Source organism: uncultured Parabacteroides sp. (assembly GCF_947855115.1).
Lineage (GTDB): Bacteria > Bacteroidota > Bacteroidia > Bacteroidales > Tannerellaceae > Parabacteroides.
Window position 1 is genome coordinate 72,572 of sequence record NZ_CANTZW010000010.1, and the last position, 18,041, is coordinate 90,612.

Genomic DNA, 18,041 nt, shown 5'->3' on the forward strand with positions numbered 1-18,041 from the left:
GATGTGGCCTTTCCGCAAGAAGATGACGTTGGAGGAAAGCGGTTTCTTCCGGGGATTTACCGACTGGCACAGCCATATCCTGCCCGGTGTGGACGATGGCGTGCAGACGATGGAGGAGGCGCTCCGAATCCTCGCCGAGTATGAAAGGCTGGGAGTAAAGGAAGTATGGCTGACACCACATATCATGGAGGATATGCCGAACACAACGGAACATTTGCGGGAGAGGTTTGCCGAATTGCAAGCCAATTATGAAGGAAATGTGAAACTGCATCTTGCCGCCGAAAATATGCTGGACAATCTCTTTGAGGAACGGCTGCATAAAAACGACCTGCTACCCATTGGAAAGAACGGGAAATACTTGTTGGTGGAGACATCCTACTTCAATCCCCCGATGGGGCTGAACAACATCCTGCTCCGTATCAAGACCAAAGGCTATATCCCAGTATTGGCGCATCCGGAAAGATATATGTATATGACAGAAAACGACTATACCCGGTTGAAAGGAATGGGGGTGAGGTTCCAGCTCAATCTGTTCTCATTGTCGGGAACATACGGTCCGGAAACCGGTAAAAAAGCTGTATGGATGTTGAAGAGTGATTTTTGCGGATTGATTGGCAGTGATATACATAACCCTATCGACTTTGAAAGAATTATCTCCAAAAGGTTTATTTGGGAAAATGTACTGCAGATGCTGCAAGGCATCTCACCTTAACCTTTTCCTGCCTGCAAAAAAACTTTTGATAAAAAATTCACCATGAAGGCTTTTCAAAATTAATAACAACTAATTAAGTCTATTTGACAATGCTCATAAAAATAATACATTACATAAAGAGAAGATGGGGGATGGTTAATTGTAAAATTGGTGCTTTTGTTAATCTTTCTCCAACATCTCATATTTCATGTAGTGCAAGAATACTTGGGAACATAAAATTAGGTAAATCTCTTAATATTCAACGTAATGTTCAGATATTGGATAATGTATCTATCGGAGACGATGTTGACATATTAGATAATGTACAAATACGCTCATGTGGCTTTTTTATTCAGATTGGAGCAAGGGTTCTTATTAATAGGAATACTACTTTGTTAAATCAAGTATCTATAGGTGAAGACTGTCTTATTGGTCCTAACACAACGATTGTAGGAGGTAATCATCTCTATAAAAACAGATCTGCACCTATTAACACACAAGGAAATGAGTCTAAAGGTATAATCATAGACAATGATGTATGGGTTGGTGCAAATGTCGTTGTCTGTGATGGTGTACATATAGGTAAAGGATCTATTATTGCAGCAGGTAGTGTGGTGACAAAAGATGTTGAATCCTTTACTATAGTAGCAGGCGCTCCTGCTAAGAAAATAAGAGAAAGATGATAGATAAAATTGAGAGGGAAATAAAAAAACGAAAGTCGAAAGATGCCGTAGTGAATAGAGTCGTTAAAGCATCTGTTTGGTCGTTGATAGGTTCTATTATTGCTAAAATCATAGTACTCTTGTCCACTATGATTGTGGCTAGAATTTTGACAGTAGAACATTATGGTCAATTAGGTATAATACGTACTACGATTATGATGTTTGTAGTATTAGCTGGGGTAGGCATGGGAACTACTGCAGCAAAATTTATAGCACAATATCGAGATAGTGATAAGGATAAAGCTCTACATGTTTATTTGGTTTCAAATATCTTTGCTTTTTTTATGGCTGTAATAACAGCTGTAACTATTTTTTTATTATCAACCCAACTTGCTATACACTCTTTAAATAATGTAGAGTTGGCAATAGATATGAAAATTGCTAGCTTTATGTTATTCTTTTGTATATTAAATGGTGCTCAACTAGGTACATTACAAGGTTTTGAAGATTTTAGATCAATAGCATGTGTGAGTTTCATAACAGCCTTAGCCGAAGCAATTTTTGTTGTTTTGGGAGCATATTTTTTTAATTTATTAGGTGCTGTTACGGGATATTCCATTTCATTCCTTATAACTACATTTACAAATTTCTACTTCATTAAAAAACATTTGAAGATATTTGGCTCTCAGATTTTTTATGAGGTAAGAGAACTTAAATTTTCGGATTTTAAAGTTGTAGTAAAATTTGGCGTTCCCTTAGCTGTATCTTCTTTGATTATGCTACCTGTAAATTGGTGGGTTCGTATTTATCTGATACAGACGTCAGGATATTCTGAGATGGCATATTTTGATGTGGCAGACCAATGGAAAAATCAGATATTGTATATCCCTGGTATTTTATCAGGAATAATACTACCTATATTATCCAACACTTCAAGTAAGTCTGATACAGACTTCTGGAAAATTGTTAAATTGAATTTTGCTACTAATGTAATAATAGCTTTGGTATTGGCTTTAGGGGTAATACTCTTTAAAAATTTGATTCTTTTGGGTTATGGAGAACAATATCAACAAAATAGTAGTGCTTTCGTTATTATGTGTTTGACTGCGGTTGTCGTTAGTATTTCTAATATCACAGTTCCAATTCTTGTGTCAAAAAATTGTGTAATCCAAGGACTTATATTTAATGTAATACTCACTTCCTTAATATTTTTCTTTAGTTACCATTTTATTAATAATGGATATGGAGCATACGGTCTATCTATAGGAATGTTACTATCTTATAGTATCATCGTAATTCTTCAATTTGTTTTTATTAATTATAAAAAGAAAGTTTGGAATTTAGAAGAAGTTGTTAATCAATAAATGAAGAATACTTTACGGTAAAATGAACATTATAAAGAATATATTAATCATACACGAAACGATGAATGGAGGTGGTGCAGAAAAAGTACTTGCCGATATCTTATCTAATTTTGATTACAGTAGTTATAAGGTTGACTTATTGCTTGACTATAATGTAGGAACGCATCTTACTAAAATAGATAAGCGAGTAAAGGTGATAGGGCTTCATTCCGGCAAACGATCTCTTTTGGAAAAAGTTCTGTTTAGGTGTAAACCACTACTTAAAACGATACATAAAGCAATGTTAAGTAAAATAGTCAGTTCCAATTATTATGATGTAATCATTTCCTTTATGGAAGGCCCTTCAGCATACTATCATTCTTTACTAAAAGGATATGCGTTAAAGAACCTTACATGGATTCATGTTAATTTAGAAGTAAACCATTGGTCTTTAAAGTATTGGAAGAATTCTCAAGAAGAAGCAAAATTTTATCAAAGCATGGATAAGGTGCTTTGTGTGTCACAAGGGGCAAAGGAAGTTGCGGACAGATTGTTCAATTTGAATGGTAACTCTCAAGTATTGTACAATCTCATTGACCATAATGAAATTTGCCGTAGAGCGCAGGAAAGGGAAGTGGAAAAACAAAGGTTCACTGTCTGCAATGTGGGGAGATTGGCTGAGCAGAAACGACAAGATCGTATTATAAAAATTGCGAAGATATTAAAAGATAGAGGATTGAATATAGAATTTTGGATTTTAGGCGTTGGCCCTTTGGAATCTGTACTTAAAGAACAAGCACGTAAAGCAGGAGTAGAAGATATGGTTCTGTTCAAGGGATTCCAAACTAATCCTTACACATACATGAAAGCGGCAGATGTTTTTCTGCTTACATCTGATACTGAAGGTTACCCAACTGTAGTATGTGAGGCTCTTTGTTTAGGAAAGCCTATCGTATCAACCAATGTAACAGGAGTAGATGAATTACTCGCAAACGAGGCTGGTATAGTCTGTAATTATGATGTCAAAGATATAGCAGATGGTATAGAGAGACTTATCAAAAAACCATCTCTGCTGAAGAAATATTCTCAGTTATCGGAAAAACGAGGAGAGGAATTTGATAAAGAAACTGTGATGTGGCAGATTTATTCATTAGTGTAGTGTTTTGAAAATATAGATGTAGAAATTTCATACATACAATAAAGAAGTAGAATTGTGTATGGTACTTTTTATTACTTTTCAAAAGAATCTTTCGTCTGTAAAAAGCAGTACGTTTTTTGTAGATTTAAGAAGAATACTTAGATGAGAAAGGATGACAATGTTTACTTAGCCTCATACACAATGGAGACAGTAGGAACATTCGATCATTTACTTCCTCAAAATGAGTTTCCTAATTTTTCGGATAATCCCCAAAATCTTATTCCATGTTGTAATACCTGTTTGTTACCGTCAAAATGCAGGGTAGTGTTTCGATGGTGAATATACTATTAAAAATAAAAACGGTATAAACTCGAATTTATTAAAAAATATAAAATCATTATAATAGAATAAAATTATATATATGCTTTTAAGGAAGCATCGAATAGTGTTATTGGTGAATTAGAAGACTTGATTGAAACTTTGAGGGATTACCTTTTCGAAGATGATATCAAAGAGATAATAATAGAAAATGCTCGTAAGTAGCACAGTAATATGGGAACAAGTATTGGAAAGATATATTTAAAATCATATACTGTGAAAATGGTGGTGTATTTAAGTTTTTATCAAACAAAAGAATGAAAAGAAAGAAACTATTAATTATTGATAAGCATCAATTTGGTGATTTGACAGATAGCTTTAAATGGTGTGAATACTTAAAAAACAAGTATGATATCACTATTGTAACATTGTGTTCTGGAGAAAAAAAAGATATTACTATGGAAGGTGTTAATATTGTATGTGCTAAATCTTCCAATCGTATATTAAGAGGGTTGATGTTTACCCTATTAGCAATATTGTATCTAATCTTATCAAAGAAGGTGGTACTGGTTGTTTTTTATAAGGGATGTACCATATATAAAAAACTATTTCCTTGGAAAAAAATGATCTTGGACATTCGTACGTTGGCAGTTAATAAAGATGCAAAGATAAGAAATACATATGATGTAAAAATTAAGGATGCTTGTGAGGTATATGATTACGTTACTATCATTTCCAAAGGTTTGGCCAAAAAACTTGATCTATTATCTTCACATTATTCAATTCTTCCATTAGGAGCAGATTCTCTTTCTGATTTGCCAAAAACTTATAATGATATGCGTTTACTTTATGTTGGAACGTTATCCGGACGAAATATAGACGAAAGTATTAAAGGAGTTGCTCTTTTTGCAAATAAATATCCTTCAATTTCTTTTTCTTATGATATCGTAGGTGATGGGACAGAGGGAGAACTTGAAATGTTGAAGCAGATGGTACAAGAATGTGGGCTTGAGTCTGTAGTAACACTTCATGGTCGAAAATCTTATGATGAACTTAAGCCTTTTTTTGACAGATGTAATGTTGGAATATCGTACATTCCTTGTACTGATTACTATGATTATCAGCCTCCAACAAAGACATTTGAATATGTTCTTTCCGGACTATATTGTATAGCTACTGCAACACTTAGTAACAAAGAATTAATTACACACGATAATGGAATATTAATAAATAGTACATCTGAAAGTTTTGCAGAAGCGTTAAATACAGTTAGTTCTATATTGCCTCAATTGGATGAAAAAATCATTCGGGAATCACTCTCTACTTATACTTGGAGAAATATTATAGAACAATATTTAGAGCCGATAATTAATAAATATATTTGAGGAAAACTTATATGAAAGCATAATGGTATAGTAAAAGGAAAAATACTTATGAATATTCTATTCGTTTTGGAAATATGATTACCAGCATATTAGTATATGGATTTATGATGTTTTCAACCTATTACATAGGTATACGATATCGTGATAATCTAACATTGGGATCAACACTTACTATTCTATCTATCTTTGTATTCTTTTCTGCAGTAAGATATGATGTCGGAGTAGATTGCTTGTCATACATTAAGAGTTATAATCATGTCTTACAGTATTTTAATTCAGATCGAAAGGATTCTGAATTTGGCTTTATTATACTGATGAAAATTTTGGCATTTTTTAAATGCTCATCAACAGTTTTTCTTGGGACTATTGCTTTGATACAAATAGGTTTCTTTTTTTTAGCATTGCGAAGAGAAAAATATTTATATGCATACCTAATCCTTTTTTTAATTGCTACAGGATATTATTTTTCTTGGATGAATGGTATGCGACAAATTTTAGCGCTTTCCATTCTTGTTTATGCAATTTCTTTAAAGGATTTAAAACTGAAAGCCTTAACTTGCATATTCGCTTCATTCTTTCACACATCTGCATTACTGATGTTACCTGTTGTTTTTGTTTGTTATTTCTATAATAAAATCTGGATTAGTAGGATAGATATTAAAATAGCATTAATAGTTATTGCACAGCTACTACCACAAGCAATAGGCCTTAGTTTTATCCTTTCAAAAGTAGATATGGTAATGGAATTAATTGGTTATAATAGATATGTTGATGCTGCTTCTATTATTAAGCAAAATGAACAATCATTAGCTCTTGGACCAAGATATTATATTCTTGTTTTGTTAGGAGTGATTATTACTATCTTTTCTAAAAAGATAGCTGAACATTTTAAGGATTCTCTATTTGTTCCAATCTATAATCTATATTTTATAGGATTGATACTGACTCCTTTATTTAGATCATCATTGCATTTAATGAGATTTTTGATGTACTTTAATGAACTGTCATTTTTGGCTGTTGCTTATACATTCTGTTATTTACAACAGAAAAAACCTGATGCAGTTTATAATTGGGCTTTTTTTGCCTTAACTTGTATGTACTTGCTGATATCGCTTTATACAGCAGATAATACAGATCATTTATTATATCAATTCAGTTTTAATAAATAATTTTCTTAATGAACATTTTAATTGTAGTCCCTTCATTCAAGATATTGGGTGGAGTGGCTAATCATTACATGGGGTTACATCCTCATTGGAAAAAACATATATCTTATTGTGTATATGGTAAACGTCTCCACGTGCCAGCTGTTTTATGTTTGATACCGGATTACTTGATGTTTGTAATTAAATTACTATTCTGTAAGGTAGATCTTGTTATTGTTAATCCTTCTTTACGTAGTTATCAACTAAAACGTGATGCGGTTTATTTACGAACTGCCAAGTTTTTTGGTAAGAAAGTCGTTACTTTTATACACGGATGGGATTATGCTGTGGCAGCTCAATTCGAAAAAAATCCGATATGGTTTCAACGTAATTACGGAAATAGTCAATTTATTTATGTGCTTTGTAGTGATTTTAAACAATCGTTAGAGAAAATGAAACTAAATATTCCGGTTATACTCACTTCAACGAAGGTCAGTGATTCTTTAATAGATAATTTTGATATTAAGGTGAGAGAGGGTAAAATATATCAAATTTTGTTTTTAGCCCGTATAGAGAAAAGTAAAGGAATTTTTATTACTCTTGACACATTTGCTCTCTTAAAGAAACAAATTCCGAATTTAAAACTTTCGGTTTGTGGTAGTGGTTCCGCTCTAGAAGAGGCAAAGCAATATGTAGTAGAACATGGTATAAATGATGTCGTTTTTTATGGTAATATTAGTGGGGAACAAATAAAAAAACAATTCAAAGAAAGTGATTTGTATATTTTACCTACTCATGGGGAGGGGATGGCAACGTCTGTTCTTGAAGCTATGGCTTTTGGACTGCCCATTGTTTCCCGTCCTGTAGGAGGTGTGAAAGACTTCTTTGTCAATGAAAAGATGGGAATACTTACCGAATCATTTCTTCCAGAAGATTATGCGGAAATTATTGGTCGGATGATTGATAATCCTCAAAAAGTGAAAGCTATATCTGAAACAAATCATAAATATGCCATAAAACATTTTTTGGCTTCTGCTGTTGCCAAAAAGTATGAAAAGGATATAGAACGCTATTATAACTAATCAAAAAATATATTATTAAACATTTGTGAATATGATACTTTCTATCAGGGGGAGGCTACGCTTGATAGCTATAAAAGCCAAATATTATTGGTTTACTAAAATCTATGGTATGGATATTCATCCCAATGCAAGAATAAGTTTCGGTGCACGATTGGATAAGGTAAATCCTAAAGGTGTGCATATAGGTGAGGACACATTTGTTGCTTCGGGGGCAATTGTATTTTCACATGATTTTGCTCGAAAACTTCATGCAGATACCTATGTAGGTAAATGCTGTTTTATTGGAGTCAATGCTATTATTATGGCTGGTGTGAAAATTGGAGATGAATGTATTATTGGGGCTGGTACTATTATCACTAAAAATGTACCTTCTAATTCAATTGTTGTCGGAAATCCTGCTCATGTTATTCGTAGTGGAATACATACAGGGAAGTTTGGCTATCTTCTGAAAGAATAGTCGCCTATATTTTAAAGTGGATAAATTTTAATATATGCTTAATATTATTCTGGGGGGTGTATAATTATTTATTATTCAGTAGGTTATGTTTTGCCAAACAAGGAGTTTCCTTTTATTGGAGAACTTTCAAGACGGTTTAGACAAGCCCTTTGTAAGCGAATTTTTGTATCAGCGGGTAAATGGATTAATATCCAACGTCATGTCTATTTTGGGAATAATAGAATCTCTATCGGGAATGGTTCAGGGCTTGGTGCGAATTTCCACCTTCAAAATTGTGAACTAATAATAGGTAATAACGTGATGGTTGCACCCAATGTAAAAATACTTGGTGGTGGCCATATTTTCGAACGAAAAGATTTAACCATAGGTCAGCAAGGTAATCTTCCTAAAAGTCGTTTGGAGATAGGTGATGATGTTTGGCTCGGAAATAGTTGCACAATTCTTGGAAAGGTTAAAAGGATAGGTAAAGGAGCTGTTGTTGGAGCATGTTCCGTAGTAACTAAAGATGTACCTGATTATGCAGTGGTTGCAGGTAATCCTGCAAAAATCGTCAAGTGGAGAAAATAACTCAACAATTATATGACAAAAAAACAACGTGTCACCGTGAATGGACTTAAAATCTATCCTTTCACGTCAAATCAAGAATTGATAGACTTTATAGAACAAGAAAAAGGTATTTTGGTTGCTGTCAATTCTAAAAAGATTAAAGGTGTAAATCCTGAAATTCGAAATATAATTAATGACAATATTGGTTATGCAGATGGTATAGGAACTGTGATGGCTCTGAAGTATAAAGGTATTAAGAATGCCGTAAAACTGCCTGGTTGTGAATTATGGTTGAACATAGTAGAACGTTTTTATCAAAAGAAAACTTTTTATTTAGTTGGTGGGAAGCAAGAGGTAATAGATGAAACGGTTTCTAAATTGAAAGGGGAATTTAAAAGGATTAACATTGTGGGGTATCGTAATGGTTACATAAAAGGTGAAGATGAAGAATTGAACCTAATTAATGACCTTACGAAAAAGAAACCTGATATAGTGTTTGTTGCAATGGGGTCACCTAAACAAGAGTATTTGATGCGTAGAATGTTTGAAAGTCATCCTGCTATTTACCAAGGTTTAGGTGGTAGCTTTGATGTATATACTAATCGTGTACGCAGGGCGCCTAAATGGTTCTCAGACCATGGACTTGAAGGTGTGTATAGGGCTTTTTGGGAGCCCAGAAAAAGACTCAAAGGAGTGTTGTCTGATGTATGGTTTGTTATCGCATTGAAAACAGGTAAATATTAAGATGGAGAAAAAAATTTTATTGTTGGATGCGCATACGGTACAAGCTATTTCTGTAGCCCGTTCTTTGAAAAACAGTGGTTATGAAGTAACCGGATTTATGGAATCCAAATTATCTTATGGATACGTTTCTCGATATATTGATCATAAGATTATGTGCCCTAAGGTTTTGGAAACTTCCTTTGAGTATCTCTCTTTCTTGATTGATTTCTTGAAAAGAAATCCGCATGAGATTATCATACCTATGTATAACAATAGTGCAGAATTACTGAGTAAAGAGAAAGGAAAAATAGAAAAAGAAACATCGGCAATGTGCGCTATTCCCGACTATGATGTTTTTATAAAGGCACACAATAAAGAAAAGTTGATGGATACTTGTGAAAAATACAATATTCCACATCCGCGTACTTCTTTTGTTGATAATAATAACGTCAAGGAAATAGCATCTTATGTAGGCTTCCCTTCTCTGATCAAACCGAACATAAGTTCCGGAGCAAAGGGGATTGTATTGGTTAATAACGAGAATGAATTATGTAAAAAACTTCCATTTGTAATTAAAGAATTCGGACGTTGTACATTGCAGGAGTTTGTGGATCATACTGGTATATATTATAATGTGATGCTTTATCGAGACAAAAAGGGAGATTGTCATGAATCTGTTGTTATAAAAATTAGTCGATACTTTCCTTTAAAAGGAGGTACAAGCTGTTATTGTGAAACGATAGAGAGTGAACAGTTGGTTCAAATGTGTAAAGAAACTCTTGAGGCCTTGAATTGGGTTGGATTTGCAGATTTCGATATCATGGAAGATAAAACGGGTGAATATAAAATTATTGAAATTAACCCACGTGTTCCGGCAAGTATTCATGCCGCCTATATATCGGGAATTAATTATCCGGAAATGATAATAGCAGATTTAGAAAATCGTGAAATCCGGACTTATAGTAATTATTACGGTAAAGAAATGCGCTTTTGGGGATTGGATGTAATGTGGTTCTTGTTTTCACCGCAACGATTTAGTTTCCGTCCGTCATGGTTTAAATTTTTTGGTAGAAATGTTTTTTATCAAGATGGTTCTTGGAGAGACCCGTTGCCAATGTTGATGGGATGTCTGCAAGGAGTGATTAAATACATGAATCCCCAATTCAGAAAATCAAAACTAATAAAATAAAAATATGTAATCTTCACTATAATATGGAGCATATAATGACTTCATATCTATTAGTATATACGCCTTTCACATACTTCTCTATTTCTTTTTGAGTGGGATAATGTTTCGCTAAGAGAAATACCAGTCTTTCAAAACTTTTGTATTATATAGAGTGAAAAAACTCCTTGTTCCTTACCTTATTTGTTTTGATATGGGGAATATGCTGTGCTCATATTTTACTAACACATTCGAAAATTGATAGTGTAATTATGCCATCTATTGCTCAAAAATTTGATTTCAAAGTTACCATTTATCTAAAATAGATATATAAAAATAGACAATCTAATGAATGTACTCACATTTGACATTGAGGAGTGGTTTCACCTTCTCGACAATGATTCAACACGAACTGAAGAACAATGGAAACATTATGAAGTTCGTATTTATAAGAATATAGATCGAATTTTCAGAATCTTAGATGAGACAAATTCTAAAGCAACATTCTTCGTGATAGGGTGGATTGCCAAGACTTATCCAGATATTGTTAGACGTATTGCAGAAAAATATCAGATAGGTAGCCATACTATGAATCACCAGTTAGTATGGCAGCAATCACCCAAAGAATTTAAAGACGATGTTGAATGCTCAATAAAATTATTGGAGGATATCAGTGGGAAAAAGGTGGAGGCATTTCGTGCACCAGGTTTTTCCATTACAGAAAAAGTCCCTTGGGCATTTGAGGTATTGGCAGAGTGTGGCATTAAATATGATAGTTCTATTTTTCCTGCGTCTCATGCTCATGGTGGTATGCCATCTTACCCAACAGGGCTACCTTCTGTTATTAAAAAAGGAGATATGGATATTAAGGAGTTCCCTATTACATTTAAAACTATTGGTGGTAAACATATCGTTTTTTCCGGTGGAGGGTATTTTCGCTTTTTTCCCTATTTCATGATTAGTCAATGGACCAAAGAATATGAGGATTATCTGATTAGTTACATTCATCCGAGAGACTTGGATGCTGGACAACCTATGGTAGAGGGATTGGATATTACTCGTCGTTTTCGCTCTTATTGTGGTTTGAAAGGAGCTGAAAAGAAATTACGTAAGTGGCTGACTGATTTTCAATTTGTAGACATAAAAACTGCAGATAAATCTATTGATTGGAATAACGCCAAAATTGTGAAATTTTAAAGAAAACAGATATACGATGAAAAAAGTAATGTTAGTCTTCGGGACACGTCCCGAAGCAATCAAGATGGCCCCGCTGGTGAAGGAATTTCAAAAATATCCGGAACAAGTGAAGACAGTGGTGTGTGTCACTGGGCAACATCGGGAAATGTTAGATCAGGTACTTGGAATATTTGACATCCATCCGGATTATGATCTGAACGTCATGAAGCAGGGGCAAGACCTCTATGATGTGACGGCTCGTGTGTTAACGGGGATGCGTGACGTGCTGAAAGAAACACAACCAGATGTGGTATTAGTACATGGTGACACAACCACTTCCACCGCCTCGGCTTTGGCCGCATTTTACCAGCAGATACCGGTTGCACATATCGAAGCTGGTCTCCGTACACATAATATTTATAGTCCTTGGCCGGAAGAAATGAACCGGCAGATAACAGGTCGTATAGCTACTTACCATTTTGCTCCGACATCGTTGAGCCGTCAGAACCTTTTAAACGAAGGTGTGAAAGAATGGCAAGTTCATGTAACCGGGAACACTGTAATCGATGCGCTCTATTGGGTCGTGGATAAAATGAAGAAAGACAAGACTCTGGATGTGATGCTGACAGGAGTTCTACGAAATGCGGGATATGATACGAATCGTCTGAACGGTGACAGAAAACTGGTATTGATAACAGGGCATCGCCGCGAGAATTTCGGTGATGGATTTATCAATATGTGCCGGGCCATCAAGACCCTGGCAGAGAAATATCCCGAAACGGATTTTGTGTATCCCATGCATTTGAATCCCAATGTACGCAAACCGATACATGAAGTATTCGGTGAAAACCTTTCCGTTTTGGATAATCTCTTTTTCATCGAACCGCTTGAATATCTCTCGTTCGTGTATTTAATGGAAAAATCTGACATCGTATTGACTGATAGTGGTGGTATTCAGGAAGAAGCTCCCGGACTAGGTAAACCTGTACTGGTGATGCGCGATACCACCGAACGCCCCGAAGCATTGGATGCGGGAACAGTGAAATTGGTCGGAACGGATTACTATAAAATCGTAAACGAGGTGTCTGACTTGATTGACAACAGTGCCGTCTATGAAAAAATGAGCCGGGCAGTAAACCCTTATGGCGATGGATTGGCTTGTGGAAGAATAGCAAAGGTTTTGATTGAATGATGTAAAATAAAAAATAAGGAAAAAATGAAAGCTTGTTTTATGGGCTTGGGCTATATCGGACTGCCTACAGCCATTATTGCCGCCAAACACGGTATTCAGATAACGGGGGTAGACATCAATCCCAAAGTCGTGGAAATGACGAATGCCGGTCATTTGCATATCATTGAACCGGGCATGGAGGAAATGTTACAGGAGGTGGTCCGGACGGGGATGCTGAAGGCTGCTACGAAACCGGAAGTGAGTGATGCTTATTTCATGGTGGTTCCTACTCCGTTCAAAGAAAATCATGAGCCGGATGTTTCCTATGTGGAAGCGGCTACCCGTGCGGTGATTCCTTTATTGAAGGAAGGAGATCTCTACGTGATTGAATCCACCTCTCCGATAGGTACAACAGAGGCCATGACCCGGGTTATTTTCGCTGAACGCCCGGAATTGGAAGGTAAAATATTTATTGCATATTGTCCGGAACGGGTACTGCCTGGAAACGTAATTTATGAACTAATACACAATGACCGTGTGATTGGCGGTTTGAATCCGGAATCTACAGAAAAGGCAATTGGATTTTACAAACAATTTGTAAAGGGAGAATTGCACAAGACCAACGCCCGCACAGCAGAGATGTGCAAATTGACAGAGAATTCAAGCCGTGACGTGCAGATAGCATTCGCTAACGAACTTTCCTTAATCTGCGACAAGGCAGATATCAATGTCTGGGAATTGATTAACCTTGCCAATAAACATCCGCGCGTAAATATTCTGCAACCGGGTTGTGGTGTAGGAGGCCATTGTATTGCTGTTGATCCCTATTTCATTACGGCGGATTTCCCGGCCGAAAGTAAACTGATTGCGGATGCCCGTGAGATCAACAATTACAAATCATTCTGGTGTGCCGAGAAAGTAAAAAACGCCATGTTGGAATTTGAACTGAAAAATCATCGCAAACCTTGTGTAGCCATGATGGGGCTGGCTTTCAAGCCGAACATCGACGATTTGCGCGAAAGCCCGGCTAAGTATATCGTTACCAAAGTAATGCAAAGTTGTAACAATGCGAATATACTGGTGGTTGAACCGAATGTGAAAGAACACAATATCTTTAAACTTACCAATTACAACGAGGCTTATAAAAAGGCCGACATAGCGGTATTCTTGACTGCACACAATGAATTTAAAGGATTTTCTTGGAAAAAAGATAAAGTCATATTGGATTTTTGCGGAGTATTCAAAAAGTAAAAACGTAAAGATGGATCAACCTGGCTATAAATTATGTTTCTCAACCTCAATATTATTTGATTCGGAATTAAGAGATAAAGATACTAAATAATATGAAGCTAGATTGACTTTGTTTTGAGAGAATATGTCTGTTTTAGCTTTCATTTAACGAATAAGATACACTATCTTCGAATACGGTTTCGAATTAAAACTATCAAATTGCAGAACATAAAATCATAAACTCGGAGAAGAAGTAAAACGAAATTAACAACTGGGTATGGCTTTACTTGGAGGTTATAAGTTCGTTTTTATTTTTTGATATTTATTTTAGCTACAAGGGGCTGTGTCTATTTTACAAAATGATATGGCTCCTTATTTATTTTATAAGTGTCCAATAAATGAGTTTTAACCTTCTATTTTGACTGGCTTTATTGCTTGAAAAGCTATTACGAAGTACTTATTGGCTGTCCGAGGAAGATGGAAGTTCAAATAGGGTATTAAAGTTTTATCAAATGCCAATAATTTATTAAAGTATTTCGTGAAACCTGTAATTGAGGTTATGACATCCGTAATTTGTCTACAAAGGGATGTAGTGTGAGCCCCTATCTTTGCCATCGTAAAAGTAAACGAGGAAAACATGGAGAAGTCATTAAGAAAATTATGTACGGCAATGGCAGTATGCCTTTGCGTTGCAGGTAACCTGTTCGCTATGGACAACCAATTTAATTCCGATCATACAATGGACAAGAACTTGAATTTAACTCAGGAGTGGGATAAAGTATTCCCGCAAAGCGACAAAGTAAATCATAGTAAAGTTACATTTCGCAATCGTTATGGTATTATGCTTGTGGCCGATATGTATAAACCCAAGCATGCCACGGGGAAATTATCAGCTATCGCAATTAGCGGGCCATTTGGAGCCGTGAAAGAACAAGCCTCGGGCTTGTATGCACAAGTGTTGGCAGAACGTGGCTTTTTAACAATCGCTTTCGATCCATCATACACAGGCGAGAGTGGTGGAGAACCTCGATATGTAGCTTCTCCCGATATCAATACGGAAGATTTCTGTGCGGCTATCGATTTCCTATTGACGCGTGATGATGTGGATGCTGAAAATATAGGCATTCTCGGTATTTGCGGATGGGGAGGCATGGCTCTTAATGTGGCGGCTATCGATACTCGTATCAAAGCGACTGTTACTTCTACGATGTACGATATGAGCCGTGTGAACGCTAAAGGTTACTTCGATGTGATGGATGCAGACGCACGTTATGAATTGCGCAAGCAACTCAATGACCAGCGTACTACCGACGCAAAGAACGGCTCATATGCCCTTGCGGGAGGCTTACCTGATACGTTACCCAATGATGCGCCCCAATTCTTGAAAGATTACTATGCTTATTACAAGACGGAACGTGGTTATCATAAACGTTCGCTTAACTCGAATGGCGGGTGGAACAAGACCTCGGCTCTATCATTCATCAATATGCCTATACTCTCGTATAGTGATGAGATACGTAGTGCAGTATTGATTATTCACGGCGCGAATGCGCATTCACGTTACTTCAGTGAGGATGCTTTCAAGAAGCTGAAAGGCGAAAATAAGGAATTACTGATTATACCCGAAGCGAATCATGTCGATTTGTACGATCAGATGAATATCATCCCGTTCGATAAGATTGAACGGTTCTTTGTAGAAAACTTTAAATAAGATTTATTATGCAACAGATAAAGAATATGGAATTTGATGGAGAACGCCCATTGTTCGCCTCTCACGATTTACAATTGAACAATGTAGTTATTCATGCCGGAGAGTCGGCATTGAAAGAGTGTAGCAATATCATAGCGATAGGCTGTCGTTTTGAGGGTAAATATCCGTTCTGGCACGTGAATGGCTTCACCATCAAGAATAGCCTGTTTACCGAAGGTGGACGTGCCGCCTTATGGTATTCTCAAAACCTCATGATGACAGATACACGGGTGGAAGCCCCAAAGATGTTTCGGGAGATGGACGGTATTAAATTGGAAAACGTACAACTTTCTAATGCTCAGGAAACCCTTTGGCATTGTCGGAACGTGGAATTGAAGAATGTGCAAATAGACAATGCTGATTATTTATTCATGCACGGAGAGAATATTAAAATCCAGAACTACGCTCAAAATGGAAACTACTCGTTCCAGTATTGCCGGAACGTGGAAATCCGTAATGCGGTCATTAACTCGAAAGACGCATTTTGGAATACGGAGGATGTTACCGTATACGATTCCGAGATCAATGGAGAGTATTTGGGTTGGCATTCGAAGAACCTACGTTTGGTAAATTGCAAGATCTCGGGCACACAACCGCTTTGTTACGCCCACGATCTTGTAATGGAGAACTGTACGATGGAAGATGATTGCGACCTTGCCTTTGAATACAGCTCCGTGCAGGCAACTATCAATAGTTTGATCCGTAGCGTGAAGAATCCTCGTACCGGAAACATCACCGCCGAAAGTTATGGTGAGGTAATCCTAGACGAGAATATCAAGGCCCCGGGTAATTGCCGACTGAGGTTATGGGATGAACATACTTGCTTTTCCGCATAAAGAATATGAGATATAATTTCGATGAAATAGTGCCTCGTACTGGTACGAATTCTTATAAATGGGATAGTGCCGTGGATACGGATGTGTTACCGATGTGGGTGGCCGATATGGATTTCCGTACAGCGCCTGTTATTATCGAAGCCTTACGGCAACGTGTAGAACATGGTATTTTTGGTTATACCCGAGTACCGGATTCATATTACGAAGCGGTGATAGGTTGGTTTATGCGTCGGCATAGCTGGCAAATACGAAAAGAGTGGATGATTTATACTTCCGGAGTTGTTCCGGCTATTTCTGCCGTTATCAAAGCGTTGATTGAGCCGGGAGATAAAGTGTTGGTGCAGACTCCGGTTTATAATTGTTTTTTCTCGTCTATCCGTAATAACGGATGTGAGATGATCTGTAATCCTTTGTCTTATGCCCATGACACATTTACGATCGATTATGAGGATTTGGAGAGAAAAGCCGCAGATCCGAAGGTAAAAGCCATGTTATTGTGCAATCCTCATAATCCCGCAGGAAGGGTATGGACACGTGAGGAACTGAGCCGAATCGGCGAAATCTGTATCCGTAATGGTCTGACAGTCGTATCGGATGAGATACATTGCGAACTCGTATTTCCGGGATATACTTTTACACCGTTCGCATCTATCTCGGAAGAATTCTTACGACATTCTGTAACATGTTTGTCACCTAGCAAGGCTTTCAATATCGCTGGATTACAGATCGCCAATATCGTGTGCTCCGATGAGAACCTACGCCGGAAGATAGACCGGGCTATCAATATTAACGAAGTATGCGATGTCAATCCTTTTGGTGTAATAGCTACTGTAGCGGCTTATAATGGGGGAGAGGAATGGCTGTCGCAACTGATTGATTATTTATGGCAGAATTACTTATACATGAAAGATTTTTGCAGGGAATATCTGCCGGATTTCCCGATAACTGTCTTGGGAGGCACTTATCTGGTATGGATGGATTGCCGTAAGTTAGGTAAATCATCGGAAGATTTGGAGCACTTGCTGATAGAGAAAGCGAAGTTATGGCTCAACGCCGGAACGATGTATGGAGCAGAAGGCGAAGGTTTCATGCGTTGGAATATCGCTTGTCCACGCTCTTCGCTGATAAAGGGGCTGGAACGGTTTAGGGATTTTACGAGTAATGTTTGTTGAAGAACTGTGATGATAGAGAATGAAAATAGGTTGTGCCAGGGGTTTGACACA

Annotated in this window: 17 protein-coding genes; all 17 read left to right on the plus strand. The window is 36.6% G+C overall.

What is annotated here, in order from left to right; genetic code table 11:
- Window position 1 precedes the first annotated feature (1 nt).
- The 17 genes from Q0110_RS08295 (at window position 2) to Q0110_RS08375 (ending at window position 17,990) form a co-directional block, all read left to right on the plus strand.
- A complete protein-coding gene (locus Q0110_RS08295) occupies window positions 2-712 on the plus strand; it encodes a CpsB/CapC family capsule biosynthesis tyrosine phosphatase (protein WP_297905614.1) in 711 nt (236 codons plus the stop codon).
- Between the two features lie 89 nt (window positions 713-801).
- On the plus strand, window positions 802-1,374 hold the full coding sequence (locus tag Q0110_RS08300; RefSeq protein ID WP_297905617.1) for a DapH/DapD/GlmU-related protein: 573 nt from the start codon (window positions 802-804) through the stop codon (window positions 1,372-1,374).
- Complete coding sequence (locus Q0110_RS08305) at window positions 1,371-2,717, plus strand: oligosaccharide flippase family protein (protein WP_297905620.1); 1,347 nt, start codon at window positions 1,371-1,373, stop codon at window positions 2,715-2,717. Before Q0110_RS08300 ends, Q0110_RS08305 begins: the two co-directional genes overlap by 4 nt.
- A 61-nt stretch (window positions 2,718-2,778) precedes the next feature.
- Window positions 2,779-3,855: a glycosyltransferase gene (locus Q0110_RS08310; protein WP_297905623.1), complete on the plus strand. Its 1,077-nt coding sequence runs from the start codon at window positions 2,779-2,781 to the stop codon at window positions 3,853-3,855.
- Between the two features lie 614 nt (window positions 3,856-4,469).
- Window positions 4,470-5,537: a glycosyltransferase gene (locus Q0110_RS08315; RefSeq protein ID WP_297905627.1), complete on the plus strand. Its 1,068-nt coding sequence runs from the start codon at window positions 4,470-4,472 to the stop codon at window positions 5,535-5,537.
- Window positions 5,538-5,644: 107 nt separating this feature from the next.
- Entirely contained in the window at window positions 5,645-6,706 is a 1,062-nt protein-coding gene (locus Q0110_RS08320) for an EpsG family protein (protein WP_297905714.1), read from the plus strand.
- An 8-nt stretch (window positions 6,707-6,714) separates the two neighbouring features.
- Entirely contained in the window at window positions 6,715-7,764 is a 1,050-nt protein-coding gene (locus tag Q0110_RS08325) for a glycosyltransferase family 4 protein (RefSeq protein WP_297905630.1), read from the plus strand.
- Between the two features lie 31 nt (window positions 7,765-7,795).
- Window positions 7,796-8,221 (plus strand): acyltransferase, encoded by a 426-nt coding sequence (locus Q0110_RS08330; RefSeq protein ID WP_297905633.1) that lies wholly within the window; start codon window positions 7,796-7,798, stop codon window positions 8,219-8,221.
- 90 nt (window positions 8,222-8,311) lie between these two features.
- Window positions 8,312-8,788, plus strand: a complete 477-nt coding sequence (locus Q0110_RS08335; RefSeq protein ID WP_297905636.1) for an acetyltransferase — start codon at window positions 8,312-8,314, stop codon at window positions 8,786-8,788.
- Between the two features lie 12 nt (window positions 8,789-8,800).
- Window positions 8,801-9,511 carry a WecB/TagA/CpsF family glycosyltransferase gene (locus tag Q0110_RS08340; RefSeq protein ID WP_297905638.1) on the plus strand — a complete coding sequence of 237 codons (711 nt, stop codon included), beginning with the start codon at window positions 8,801-8,803 and terminating at the stop codon, window positions 9,509-9,511.
- A 1-nt stretch (window position 9,512) separates the two neighbouring features.
- Complete coding sequence (locus tag Q0110_RS08345) at window positions 9,513-10,679, plus strand: ATP-grasp domain-containing protein (protein ID WP_297905641.1); 1,167 nt, start codon at window positions 9,513-9,515, stop codon at window positions 10,677-10,679.
- A gap of 324 nt (window positions 10,680-11,003) precedes the next feature.
- Entirely contained in the window at window positions 11,004-11,852 is an 849-nt protein-coding gene (locus Q0110_RS08350) for a polysaccharide deacetylase family protein (RefSeq protein WP_297905644.1), read from the plus strand.
- A 16-nt stretch (window positions 11,853-11,868) separates the two neighbouring features.
- Window positions 11,869-13,023, plus strand: a complete 1,155-nt coding sequence (wecB, locus tag Q0110_RS08355; RefSeq protein WP_297905647.1) for a UDP-N-acetylglucosamine 2-epimerase (non-hydrolyzing) — start codon at window positions 11,869-11,871, stop codon at window positions 13,021-13,023.
- 24 nt (window positions 13,024-13,047) lie between these two features.
- Complete coding sequence (wecC, locus tag Q0110_RS08360; protein ID WP_297905649.1) at window positions 13,048-14,253, plus strand: UDP-N-acetyl-D-mannosamine dehydrogenase; 1,206 nt, start codon at window positions 13,048-13,050, stop codon at window positions 14,251-14,253.
- A gap of 616 nt (window positions 14,254-14,869) precedes the next feature.
- The gene (locus Q0110_RS08365) at window positions 14,870-15,943 is read left to right on the plus strand and encodes an alpha/beta hydrolase (RefSeq protein ID WP_297905653.1); all 1,074 of its coding nucleotides are present in this window, start codon (window positions 14,870-14,872) and stop codon (window positions 15,941-15,943) included.
- Between the two features lie 8 nt (window positions 15,944-15,951).
- The gene (locus Q0110_RS08370) at window positions 15,952-16,818 is read left to right on the plus strand and encodes a DUF3737 family protein (protein ID WP_297905655.1); all 867 of its coding nucleotides are present in this window, start codon (window positions 15,952-15,954) and stop codon (window positions 16,816-16,818) included.
- Between the two features lie 5 nt (window positions 16,819-16,823).
- Window positions 16,824-17,990, plus strand: coding sequence for a MalY/PatB family protein (locus Q0110_RS08375; RefSeq protein ID WP_297905658.1), 1,167 nt, complete (start codon window positions 16,824-16,826; stop codon window positions 17,988-17,990).
- The last annotated feature ends 51 nt before the right edge of the window (window positions 17,991-18,041 follow it).